This is a genomic window from Lactobacillus sp. UMNPBX16, from assembly GCF_002553775.1.
GTDB classification, from domain to species: Bacteria; Bacillota; Bacilli; order Lactobacillales; family Lactobacillaceae; genus Lactobacillus; species Lactobacillus crispatus.
On sequence record NZ_PCYU01000007.1, the window covers coordinates 12,136 to 24,470 of the forward strand.

Sequence of the window (12,335 nt, forward strand, 5' to 3'; positions counted from 1 at the left end):
TATTCAAATTTAATCGGTATGATTAGTAAACAAGATGAGGGGAGAAGCAAGTATGGTAGAAAATAAAAATAATAATAACAATTTACAACAACCTAGAAAAAAGAATACTAATGGTAAAATCATTGCCACTGCAGCGATTGTCGGTGTAGTTGGTGGCTTGATCGGTGGAGGCGTTTCATATTACGCAGCTGATCAAATGAATAATGCATCAGTTAATAATGGTGCTGCTCAAACTAGTGTATCTTCAAGTAGTAGTAAAGTTTCAGAAAAGAGTGCTAAGACTAGTGGCACAATGACTACTGCATATAATGATGTAAAAGGAGCGGTTGTTTCAGTTATTAACTTAAAACGCCAATCAAGTTCTAATAGTACTAATTCACTTTATAATAGTTTATTCGGTAATGATGACAGTGATGATAGCTCTTCATCAAGCAGCAAGGGCAAGCTTGAGACTTACAGTGAAGGCTCAGGTGTAGTCTACATGAAATCTAATGGCAAGGGCTATATCGTTACTAACAACCACGTTATCTCAGGCAGTGATGCTGTTCAGGTAATGCTAGCTAATGGCAAGACAGTAAATGCTAAAGTTGTTGGTAAGGATAGTACAACTGACTTAGCTGTGCTTTCAATTGATGCTAAGTATGTGACTAAGACGGCCGAATTTGGCGATTCTAAGAGCTTACAAGCTGGTCAAACTGTCATTGCCGTTGGTTCACCATTAGGTAGTGAATATGCTTCTACGGTAACGCAAGGGATTATTTCAGCACCGGCTAGAACCATTTCTACTTCATCAGGCAATCAACAAACGGTTATTCAAACTGATGCCGCAATTAACCCAGGTAACTCAGGTGGTGCCTTGGTTAACTCAGCTGGTCAAGTGATCGGGATTAACTCAATGAAGTTAGCCCAATCAAGTGATGGTACTTCTGTCGAAGGAATGGGCTTTGCAATTCCATCAAACGAAGTAGTTACGATTGTGAACGAATTAGTTAAGAAGGGTAAGATTACCCGTCCACAACTTGGCGTAAGGGTAATCGCACTTCAAGGTATTCCAGAAGGCTACAGAAGCCGCTTGAAGATCAATTCTACTTTGAAGAGTGGTATTTACATTGCCTCAGTAAACAAGAATAGTTCAGCTGCTAATGCCGGAATGAAGAGCGGCGACGTTATTACCAAGGTTGACGGCAAGAAGATTGATGATGTGGCATCGTTACACAGCATTTTATACAGCCATAAAGTCGGTGATACCGTAAATGTTACCGTGAACAGAAATGGTAAGGATGTCAACTTAAAGGTAAAACTTGAAGGTAACTAAAAATCAAAATAGAAGTTAATTAAAAGAAAAAAGGCTATATCACGCGGTTTAAACGTAGATATAGCCTTTTTGTTAACTTTTTAAATGTGTAACATCAAATTGTTCGGAATTATTTGTTGTCAAACAGACACCAGCCTGTTGATAAGTGTGGATAACTCTGTGGATTGTGTATAACTTGATAAATATAGGTTTATTAACTTGTGGAAAAATATGATGATTTTGACCTTATTTAGTGAATTCTATTTGAGAAAACAGGCGTTCATGCAGGTATAACAAGCCTTAAGAGATAAAGTTTGTGAAAAAAGGCTTTCATAAAATCGATGTGAATAAAGAAATTTTAGAAAAATTATTAAATACAACTTCTGGGGCATAAGTGAAATAATACCACAAAATGTTGAAATTGGTCTTTGAAGTTTTGTGGAAAAGTTTGGGTAAATAGTGTGGAAGGGATGTTAGTATTGTGCTGGTAGATTAAAATTATGAATGGAAAATTAGCTATGCTTGTTATAATAGAATCATGAATATCAAAATTGTATGTGTTGGAAAATTAAAAGAGAAGTATTTTAGGGATGCAATTGCGGAGTATGAGAAACGACTCAGTCGTTTTGCAAAGGTGTCCATTGTACAGGTGCCTGATGAAAAAGCACCGGAAAAATTCAGTGCAGCTGAAGATGAGAAGGTTAAAGAGATTGAAGGTCAGCGAATCCTGAGCAAAATTAAAGATAAGGAGTACGTGTATGTGACTGCAATTAAAGGAAAGCAGCGCAGCAGCGAAGAGTTCGCTAAAGAGATTCAGGATCTCGCAACTTATGGTCATTCAGACATTACGTTTGTCATTGGTGGCAGTTTAGGGACTAGCGATGCTGTAAACAAGAGGGGAAATGACTTGATTAGTTTTGGTAAATTGACGATGCCACACCAGTTGATGCGCGTGGTGTTGATTGAACAAATCTATCGTGCATTTATGATTAACTCAGGTAGTCCTTATCATAAGTAGAATATAGAAAAAGCCCATAAATTGGGCTTTTTATTTTTGCATATTTGCAGATTTCACAAGCATATTGAAAAAAACTGTGGCAGGTCAGTGCTTTTTTAGTTTTTTATGATTTAAAAATAGATTTTGTTAAATTATGCTTGGCAACAAAAAAGACGATCTTTCGATCGCCCTGCTAATTTTTGAGCTACCAGCTAGTAGCTCACGCACACGCTGAAGTGTACTTTATCTTTGTAGTATCTCAATTTTAACACATAAATGGTAACGCTGAAGGGGTAGCGCCCTTACTCGTGTGGAAGGAGGTAGACTCCCATGAAGTATTACTTTATCTTTGTAGTAGTATTTCTACCACTGAATCGTGATGGCAAGTGCTTCAAGAGCTCAAGAGGGCTATTAAAAAGTTCCTCAAGAACCTGATTGATAGTTTCTTTGATTAATCCGATCCAGACTCAATACAGCCGTCCTTCGGGGCGGCTTTTTTTATGATGAAAATGGCAAGTCATTGGGTGAAAAGTATTACGCATATCGTGCAGTAACTGTAAATCAAAGTCCCATAACAGTTAATGGCGCTAAATTCTACAAGTTGGCTGATAGGGATGCTTATATTAAGGTGACCAATATTAGTGGTCAAGGTCGCGTTTTAAAGCGTAACGCCTACATCTACAGTAAATCAAAAAAACGCACTACGCATAACGGTGCTTGGAAGTTGTACAAAGGCTTTATCGGTTCGCCTTACAAGAAATATCCGCTCGGCTATTGGGTTGCTCCTAATGGGGTGAAACCAGTAGTGAAGCATTATCTTGGTAGAGCACAGAATATGACTAATTGTGGTTTGCCCGCAATTAAGGATAAGCTGATTAATTCACACTTGGTGGTTGTTTGGGTAGGGATGTTTGACGGCCTCTCTAACCATGCTATTACCTTGACGGGTTACCATGGTAAAACGATCTATTATAATGATCCTTGGACTGGAACCAAGCGGAAAATCAAGCAGGAAATTTTTGCAACGCATTGGGCTTTAGATGCTCATCGGGCGTTGAGTTATTAATTTTATGTAAATATATTTACTTTTTAGTCATGTTGATCAAGCCACTTTCGCAGCATTTCAACATATTCATCTGTTTTTTCTACAAAAGACATGTGACCGCAGTTTTCAAATAGCTGCCATTTACTGCCAGCAAGATGATCCTGCATCGTTTTAGCTACATAAGGTGTACATAAATCATCAGTCCCACTCGTAATTAGAGTTGGGATTTTTATTTTGCCTAGTTTTTCTGTGTATTCGTAATCGTGCAAGTTGCCCTCTGGCGTATATTCATTTGGTCCCCAGGCGGTTTCATAAGCTACAATACCACCACATTTTTTTCGCATAACGCATTCAGGCCACGTTTTCGTCATGTCAATTGCATGTTGATTCATGAAGTGCTCATTAGCTTTTAAGTAATCAGGATCGTTAAAATTGCTAGTCAATTCGGCGCGATGAATTGCCGCCTGTTCTTCAATTGGCAAGTATTTGATCATCCGGTGTAATTCTTTGCTCCATAAGGAAGCAGACGACAAGGTTGAAGACAAGATCAAGCTTTGAATGCCAACAGGATGATAATCACACATGTAGATTAGCGCTAGCATCCCACCCCAACTTTGTCCTAATAAATGTATTTTGCGCAAAGCCAAGTGCTCCCGCAACGCCATGAGTTCCTTAACCCATGTTTCTTTAGTATAAAGTTCAGGGTGATCATCAGGGATGCTACTCTTGCCGCAGCCTAACTGGTCGTACATGATAATCCGTCGGTTATCAATTTCGGCTAATTTGTCCAAAACCTCAAAATAATTATGACTTGAGCCGGGACCACCATGTAGCAATACGAGTGGTGTCTTTTCGCTTCTTCGACCAACAATACGATAGTAAGTTTCATAGCCCATGAAAGGCATTTTTCCTTCGATAATTTCCATTTTTTCACCTATTTGAACAAAAACAATGAGATATTAACCAAAATTAGCAGGGTAAAGAAGATTACCCAATCTCTAGCTGTTAAAGGAATAGCGATGATCGTCGACCTTCTTTGCCCTTCGACATAGCCATGTGATTCCATTCCTTGGGCCAGATTGTCAGCTGAATTTAAAGCAACAAGAATTGCTTTAAAATAGAGGACCGGCGACCAAAAACTGAGATAAATGCCCCGCATCATAGCGCTAGTTCGGATCTGTTTAACCGCCATCTTCATCTGCGGAATAATGTTAATCGCCGCCAGCACGCCGTAGGCAAATTTACTGGGTAAGTGCAGGTTCTGCTCTAATGATCGGGCAAAGTCTGTAGCGGTGTTATTACGTGTCACGCAGGCAATCGTCAAGGTATAAACATAGACACGCGTTGACAAATTCCAAGAATAATAAGCATTTGGTGTTGGTGAAAACCAAAAGAGCGTTGCAAAGATTGTAAAAGCAGCAATAAAGGGCAGAACAATGAGCAAAATTAACTCTTTAATTTTGATTCGAGTAATAATTAAATAAACTAGCGCGAAGGCAATCACTAACAAATTAGTAACTAAACTAGCCTTTAAAGATATTTCCAGGGAAATAATAAACGCTAAAAGAAATTTTAAACTAGGATTCATAAGCTTATCTTTCTACATATTTTAAGCGCTGATCCGCCAAAATTAGCCGGTAATCGCAGAATTCAGCTAGCTCGTCTATTTGATGGCTAATGATAAAAAACGTCTGGTGAAGCTTTTGCTGGCTTTCTCGCATTAATTCTAAAACAAGTTTGACCGAGTTGTGATCAAGTCCACTGAGCGGCTCATCAATCAATAAAACTTGATGTTTAGTCATTAACATTAGCAGAATTTGTAATTTCTTCTGTTGGCCGCCTGATAGAGAATAGACTACTTGGTCTAAGTGGTCAGCTAAACCTAATTTTTCTAACCATTCATTGACCTTTTTTTCAGTAAAAAATAAATTTCTATCCTTTTTACTTAATTCTAGTTCATCTTTGACAGTCACAGCTAAAAATTGGTCGCTTGCTTTTTGAAAAATTTGAGCTACTTGTGTTAAATATTTTCTAGCTGAGATTTGAGCGATTTCCTTATTTAAATAAGCAAAATTACCAGTATACGGAATCATTTTGGTCATTACTTTAAATAAAGACGTCTTGCCAACACCATTAGCACCAGTAATTAGGGTAGTGCCAGAATGCAAATTTAGCTCATTTTGCTTAAGCAAAAGCTTGTTTTGTCTAATTTGGACTTGTTTTAAAGTGAAAATAGGCTCACTATTAGGTAAGACAAAATGATAATGTCGCTCATGCAATTTTTTATTTTGTTCAAATAAGGCTATTTTTTTGCTAGCATTTAATTCAATAACTTCTTGATTATTTGTAAACTCAAAAAGATGGTCGCAGACAGGTTCATAATCGTCTAAAACGTGGTCACTTAAAATAATAGTTTTTCCGTTGTGAGCTAAAATCGCTAATTTTTTAATCAAAAAAGCACGTGTCTTAGGATCACAACTGGCAAACGGTTCATCTAAGAGCAATAAATCTACATCCATAGCTATTAAGACAGCTAAAGCAACTCGTTGCTGTTGGCCACCTGATAGGGTATTAATCTTTTGATCAAGAAGATCGGCAATTTGGGTGAAAGCCGTTGCCTGATCCAGTCGTGCTTGATATTCACCTTCATCTAATTGCAAATTTTCTAAAGCGAAGACAATTTCTTCACGTGGAGTTGGCATTGTGAATTGCTCAGCCGCATTTTGAAACATCATTGCCGCCTTTTGTCCGTGCAGTTCCACCGTACCTGTCAGTCTCCCTGCATATTTGGGGTATAAACCAGCAATAATTTTAAGCAAGGTAGATTTACCGCAGCCAGTTGGTCCAATTAACAGAGAAAATCCATGGGGAATTTCAATATTTAGATGGTCAATTATAGGTTCTTTTTCATAAGAAAAAGTAAGATTGTTAACGGTTACTTTCATAAGTCTGATTGTACAAGATGCTTTGGGGACTGTCTACAGGTAAAGTTTGTTATAAGTAGAGCAAATCATAAATAATACTTAATACTAAATAAAGTTTTGATTTATAATGTAATTATAGTGTTACCATATTTTATTTAATTTAAGGAAGGTGGACATATGGCAGCTGTTGCTTTGGACCAATATCTGGCAAGTGTATTAAAGTCAAATTCAACAGATAAGAATGAAATAAAGTTGGAAGCTGGTAATCCAGATTTTGATCTGTTTACTATCTACCTTGAAAATCATAATACTGGTATTCATCGCTATCGGATGGATGTTTCAACGATTTTATATATTGCTAAGGGTACTGTGACAATTAAGAGTGGTGAAAAGATCATTCAAATGAAGTCTGGGAATGTTTTGCTACTGAATGAAGGTTGCAAGTATGAGATTTTAAGTCAAAAACCTGATACCGTACTGATAAAGTTGAAGTTTAAGCGTGGATTTCTATATCGCAAGTATTTTAAAGATTTTAGCTGTAAGGGAGAACGTGAGGTTAAAGTTATTGAGCAAATCGTTGATAGCTTAGAAAATGAACATGTTCTTTGGCTAAAAAATAATCAAATTACTCGTGCTTCTCAAGTGATGCAACATATTATTGGCGGTTATTTGAATAATGATTTGTTTACTAAAGCTTTAATTCAGGCTGAGTTGACCACTATGTTGATTATTTCAATTAGAACTCAGCGCATGGCAACACCGACTAGTTTGGATAAAACTAAGTTTGAAAAGAAGACCTTAGATAATTACATCGATCTTCATTTTGCCGATGTCTCTTTATCTGACGCTGCAAAATACTTTGGCTTCAATCCTAATTATTTCTCTAATATGGTTAAGGCTAAGACTGGCAAGAGTTTTGTGGATCACGTGGATGATCGAAGAATGCAAGAAGCGCGTGAATTGCTGGCTCAGCCTGATATTTCACTTAGAGAGATTATTGGTCGAGTCGGATATTCGAGTAAGTCTTTCTTTTATAAGAAATTTAATCAATACTACCACATAACACCAGCAGCGATGCGGGCAGAATTGTTTAGACAAGCAAATATCAATTTAAAGTAAAAAAATAATCTGGACGAAAGTTCCAGATTATTTTTTACTTTAAATCAGTTTGAAAACCCAATTCAGTGTATGAACAAATGAGGCTTCATTTATTCAATAGTTCAATATAAAGCCTTTCGGGCATGTTTTGTAATTGATAAATATTTGTTGACATCTCCAGATTTTGATATGTCTAGATAAAATATGTTTGTATTTTTGCTTAATGTTACGTAATCGTTCAATACAATAACCGATTCAACAGTGATACTGTCATAATTATCGTAATAACAGGTATGCTTGGTAATTATTTATTTAATTTGATTATCGAGTGTAAGAATAATGAGTATAATTTTCTTATTAAAAGAATGGGAAGTAACAGATTATGACTATTGGGGAAGCATTAAAAAAAGTACAAAATCAATTAGGTTTAACAGCTACAGCGATGGCTGCTGGTATAATTTCAAAAGGAACTTATTCTAAAGTGGTTAATGGGAAACAAAGCCTTAGCAGTGATTCATTGGTGAAGATATTATTTAAAAATAATATTGATATTAACGATTTTTTTGAAATGTTAAAAAGTACATATATGTCTGAAAGTAGACAATATGAAGAAAAAATATTTAATGGAATGCAGCAGGCCTTAAATAATCATAATACGAAGATGGCTCAAGAATATTTAGCTCAAATAAAAACTAAAACATCTAATAAGTATTTACAACAACGGGCCGAAATTACAGTTGCGTTTTTGACAAATAATATTGATAAATTAAATGATGAATTTAAAAAATCGGTAATTGATAAACTTAATAGTCATCCAAACTGGATAAAAGATATAGACGCACTAAGATTATTTAATACTTCGTTATTGATTCTTCCAAATGATAAAGTTGAAGTTGAAATGAGACTATTCTTCATAAAAATTGCTCATACTGAACAAATTTATGAAAGTATGAAAGAACGGTATGCTATCTTATGTTGTAACTATCTTGACTGGAGATATAAAAAGAAGCCAAAAATAAACGATAATGTCACAAATGCTTTGAAATATTTAAAAGATCTTGCATCGACCGCTCACTTTGAAAATTATAAAATATGTGGCAAGTATTTTAACCACTTGTTTAATAATGAAATAGATACTGCAAAGCAAATGAAGTCAGATTTGTTGGCTTTGGGAATAACTGTAGGGGTTAAAAATTGGCCAATTTAAATAAGTACATGAAATATTTCACCACATTTGTTTCGCTTACGAAACTTTATAAAACCTTCTAGTAAGAGAGGAATATTCTTTAGTAAGAAAAATAAAAAAAGAGGTGAGTATATGATTTATTGGGAATTTCCAATTCTTTCTGAATAGTAAATTATTGGCTTTAACATGGAGGATTTAATAATGAAATCAAAACAAATTAAGATTAGTTTGTTAGCAGCTGCTTTATTGGCATCAGTAGCTAGTTTTCCTTTATCAACATTGGTATCTGCAGATACAACATCACAACCAAGTAAAGCAGATCTAAATAAAGTTGATTTAAATCAACATACTTCTGTTAATCTTTCACAATCTGACATTGAATTGGCAGATCAGTATGTTGAAGTGAAAAATAATCAATTTTATATCACTCCAGAAGGAGAACGGCTTTTACCAAATAATGTCATTCAATCTGTAAATAAACAAGTTGAAAAAACTAATCAGGCTATTATTAAGGATAGGCTGATTATTGACCCACAAACAAAAGAAGTTTCATATCAATCTCCTTTTGTAATGTTTGCTTCAGGATTTAGCGGATCTACTAGAATACATAGTGGATGCTATGTACGCGGTTTTTGGTGGGGCGTAAGAATCTACTTTACTTCAAATGCTGCCGTTAATTGGTTTATAGGTAAATTAGGTACAGCATCAGGTGTAACTACTATTGTCGGTATGGTAGCTCAGGTGACTGGACATGAAATTGCTGGTACTCTAAGTGATGCATTAGGGGCATACACAGATTCTACTTCTAATAGATTAGCTAATTTTAATAGGAAACATCGTCATAGTAAGATTTACATGGATGCGCCTAATATTTCTTTTCACACTTTTTAACATAAGGAGAACGACATGTCTTATCTAGGCTGGCTTGATATAGTCTTAATTGCCATAGGATTAGGAATTAGTGCTACGCCTGCATATAAGGCTTATCGCTATAGTCTATGGCAAAGATTTGGTTATTGGAATGTACTAGTATTACCAATGTTAATGCTGATTGCTAATATATTCTTTTTGCTAATAAAAAATATAATTGGAATTATACTTTTTATACCACTAGATATTGTAGCGTTAATTAGTGCAGTTTTTACTTACTTTAAAATAAAAAAAATTCGAAACAATAAGTAATTTCAAAATAATTAATGTTTTGTGCCTTAGACCATTCGATTACATTTTTACTGTATTTGAATGACCTTTTTCTAGATCTGCTTTGATTTATATGGAAATATTGAGTTTTTGTTTTGTACTTTTTGTTTCATTTAATTAAATAAATCTGAAAAAGATGAAGTATAGTATTTAGCAGATTTCTAAAAAGTAAATAAATAAGATTAATTCTTTAGAATATTATTGGCTAGTTGATAAAAATTTTATATGAAAAGGAGAAATTAAATGAAAATCTGTGGAAAAACAGGTTTATTATTATCATCAGCGATTATTGCAGGAGCAATTTTCGTCATGGGGAATCAAGTAAAAGCTGATACAATCGAAAATGGAAAAGCAGCTGATACTAATGCTTTACAAATCGGTCACAACGATACAGTAGTTCCTATTAAAACATCTATTTCACCGGTTGCAAGCCATGATAATCAAACTCTTCGTCAAGTTGCAGAAGCTAATAATACTTCTTTAGCAGTTCTTGAGAAATTAAACGACAATATTAAACCAGATGATCCAATTAAAAATGGGACCCCTTTGTATCTCCCACAAAATTCAAATTTATTTGCTCAAGAGAACGATGCTGTACCACATTCATTGTATGTAAAGTATTGGAGCCATCTATCACCTGCTAATCGTAGAGCTAAAGCTTGGATTGCACAACGTGAATCTGGTGGTAGCTACACTGCAAGAAATGGTAGTGTATATGGACGCTATCAATTATCATTAGGTTACTTACACGGAAACTTATCTCCCGCTAATCAGGAACGAACTGCAAATCGATATGTTAAAGGTCGTTATGGCTCATGGGTAAATGCTAAAAAATTCTGGTTAGCACATAATTGGTATTAATTGAAAAGAATTAATAGATTAGATTATGAAATTAAAGAAAATTGCTACAGCTCTGGTTACTACAGTTGCACTTACAGCATTGTTTAACAATACATTAATTTCGGGTAATGTTGCAAATGCCTCTAATGTAGCTTCAAAGCAAGTAAAAAAGCATTATGTAATTAAGAATACTCCTAAACTTAGTAAATGGGGCTACATTTTAAATGTTAATTCTTCTGCCCTACCTATTTTTGTTGGAAGAAGCAACTATCGAAAACTTTTAAATAATCCATACTTTAAAGGCGCTAAAAGCATTAGTTCTAAAAAGCTAAAAAATGTTAAATTTAAGGTTGTTAAAGTCATGGTATTTAAGAATGTGAATGGTACCCCCGAGTATTTTGTCACTTCTAAGGATCATAAGTATAATGTCTGGACACCAAATGCTGGGCTACAATACTGTGATATACAAAGTAAGTCTCTTCAAAAGGTTATTAATCCATTAAAAAGAATAAAAAAGAGAGATTTTGAAAGATTAAATAGTAAAACACCAGAAAAAGATACTGTATCTGGTCGTAAACGGATCGCTAAAAATAAGTATGATTTTAATTTAGCTGTCAAAGCAGCTGAAAAGTTAAAAAGAAAGCAACGTAGGTTTGTTTTAAGTTTCTTACAACAAATGAAACAAGATGATGGTATCCGAGATCTTATGCAGGAAAAACAGGATAATATCTTACTATGGACTATTAATTAAATAATAAATGACTGTATTCATTAGAAAAATACAGTCATAAATTTAAAAGTTCGAATGATCATTGATTCCTTATTTAGAAAATTCAATAATCGTTCGAACTTTTTTACATATTTTCTAAGCGTTTAATGCGGTCTGCTGTTGGTGGGTGAGTATCAAACAAGTGCGTCAAACCGTGATTGTGGAATGGATTTTCGATATATAATCCAGCACTACTACTATCAGCTACTTTCATTGGTTGGCTATTTTCAATCTTGCGTAAGGCAGAAATTAAGCCTTGCGGATTACGTGTTAATTTAACTGAAGATGCATCAGCTAGATACTCACGGTTACGTGATAAAGCCATTTGGGCTAGGGATGCCGAAAGTGGACCTAAGATCAAAACGAAGACCAAGGCAACCACTTTAAAAATCATGGCTAAAGCATTACTGTCACGGTCATCGTCGTCATCACTGCGCACGCCGCCCCAGAACCAAAAATTGGACGCCATATTAGAGATAAAAGAAATGACCCCAACTAATACCACGGCAATTGTTGAAAGTAAAATATCGTAGTTTTTCACGTGTGATAATTCATGCCCTAAGACGCCTTCGAGTTCTTCACGATCAAGTAATTCTAAAATTCCTTGAGTAACTGCCACCGCACTATGTTCAGGGTCCCGACCAGTTGCAAAAGCATTGGGACTAGGATCAGGAATAATATAGACCCGTGGCATTGGAACCTGTGCCACCATCGCCATATCTTCTACGATATGCCACAGTTCCGGATTGTCGGCTTCATGAATTTCTTGCGCGTGATTCAAGCTCATAATCATGTTGGCTGGATTTTGCCACATGATGAATAAGTAGACTAAACTACCGATTAAAGCAATAATAACGCCCATTGTTGGACTATTGCTCCAAAGATAACCGATTCCCGCACCAACTAAGCCTAAGATCACCAAAAAGATGAACATAATTAACGCCGTTTTGCGTTTATTACGAGCAATTTGTTGGTAAAGCAT

Annotated in this window: 13 protein-coding genes; 9 read left to right on the forward strand and 4 right to left on the reverse strand. The window is 35.3% G+C overall.

From position 1 onward, the window contains the following. Positions 1 to 52 precede the first annotated feature (52 nt). The 3 genes from CP367_RS01395 (at position 53) to CP367_RS10920 (ending at position 3,357) form a co-directional block, all read left to right on the forward strand. Positions 53 to 1,315, forward strand: a complete 1,263-nt coding sequence (locus CP367_RS01395) for a S1C family serine protease (protein ID WP_057726593.1) — start codon at positions 53 to 55, stop codon at positions 1,313 to 1,315. Between the two features lie 517 nt (positions 1,316 to 1,832). Next, the gene (gene rlmH, locus CP367_RS01400) at positions 1,833 to 2,312 is read left to right on the forward strand and encodes a 23S rRNA (pseudouridine(1915)-N(3))-methyltransferase RlmH (protein WP_005720466.1); all 480 of its coding nucleotides are present in this window, start codon (positions 1,833 to 1,835) and stop codon (positions 2,310 to 2,312) included. A gap of 499 nt (positions 2,313 to 2,811) precedes the next feature. Beyond that, positions 2,812 to 3,357, forward strand: coding sequence for a C39 family peptidase (locus CP367_RS10920; protein ID WP_233186487.1), 546 nt, complete (start codon positions 2,812 to 2,814; stop codon positions 3,355 to 3,357). A 23-nt stretch (positions 3,358 to 3,380) separates the two neighbouring features. Here CP367_RS10920 and CP367_RS01410 read toward each other — a convergent pair whose 3' ends face one another. Genes CP367_RS01410 through CP367_RS01420 form a run of 3 tightly spaced genes read right to left on the reverse strand, consistent with a single transcriptional unit; the run spans position 3,381 to position 6,281 of the window. Further along, on the reverse strand, positions 3,381 to 4,262 hold the full coding sequence (locus tag CP367_RS01410; RefSeq protein WP_060462185.1) for a prolyl aminopeptidase: 882 nt from the start codon (positions 4,260 to 4,262) through the stop codon (positions 3,381 to 3,383). Between the two features lie 8 nt (positions 4,263 to 4,270). Continuing rightward, on the reverse strand, positions 4,271 to 4,924 hold the full coding sequence (locus CP367_RS01415; RefSeq protein WP_089145642.1) for an energy-coupling factor transporter transmembrane protein EcfT: 654 nt from the start codon (positions 4,922 to 4,924) through the stop codon (positions 4,271 to 4,273). A 4-nt stretch (positions 4,925 to 4,928) separates the two neighbouring features. Beyond that, entirely contained in the window at positions 4,929 to 6,281 is a 1,353-nt protein-coding gene (locus CP367_RS01420) for an ATP-binding cassette domain-containing protein (protein ID WP_089145641.1), read from the reverse strand. A 156-nt stretch (positions 6,282 to 6,437) separates the two neighbouring features. On the opposite strand from CP367_RS01420, the gene CP367_RS01425 reads away from it, so the two are divergent. From CP367_RS01425 to CP367_RS01450, 6 genes are all read left to right on the forward strand, one after another. Beyond that, entirely contained in the window at positions 6,438 to 7,379 is a 942-nt protein-coding gene (locus CP367_RS01425; protein WP_089145640.1) for an AraC family transcriptional regulator, read from the forward strand. Between the two features lie 361 nt (positions 7,380 to 7,740). Then, positions 7,741 to 8,565 carry a helix-turn-helix domain-containing protein gene (locus CP367_RS01430; RefSeq protein ID WP_089145639.1) on the forward strand — a complete coding sequence of 275 codons (825 nt, stop codon included), beginning with the start codon at positions 7,741 to 7,743 and terminating at the stop codon, positions 8,563 to 8,565. Positions 8,566 to 8,745: 180 nt separating this feature from the next. Further along, the gene (locus CP367_RS01435; RefSeq protein WP_089145638.1) at positions 8,746 to 9,435 is read left to right on the forward strand and encodes a hypothetical protein; all 690 of its coding nucleotides are present in this window, start codon (positions 8,746 to 8,748) and stop codon (positions 9,433 to 9,435) included. A gap of 15 nt (positions 9,436 to 9,450) precedes the next feature. After that, positions 9,451 to 9,726, forward strand: a complete 276-nt coding sequence (locus CP367_RS01440; RefSeq protein ID WP_089145637.1) for a hypothetical protein — start codon at positions 9,451 to 9,453, stop codon at positions 9,724 to 9,726. A 261-nt stretch (positions 9,727 to 9,987) separates the two neighbouring features. After that, positions 9,988 to 10,605 carry an aggregation promoting protein gene (locus CP367_RS01445; protein ID WP_089145636.1) on the forward strand — a complete coding sequence of 206 codons (618 nt, stop codon included), beginning with the start codon at positions 9,988 to 9,990 and terminating at the stop codon, positions 10,603 to 10,605. 25 nt (positions 10,606 to 10,630) lie between these two features. Next, positions 10,631 to 11,335: a hypothetical protein gene (locus tag CP367_RS01450; RefSeq protein ID WP_089145635.1), complete on the forward strand. Its 705-nt coding sequence runs from the start codon at positions 10,631 to 10,633 to the stop codon at positions 11,333 to 11,335. A 103-nt stretch (positions 11,336 to 11,438) separates the two neighbouring features. Here the strand turns inward: CP367_RS01450 and htpX are convergent, their stop codons facing one another. After that, positions 11,439 to 12,335, reverse strand: a complete 897-nt coding sequence (gene htpX, locus CP367_RS01455) for a zinc metalloprotease HtpX (RefSeq protein WP_023487933.1) — start codon at positions 12,333 to 12,335, stop codon at positions 11,439 to 11,441.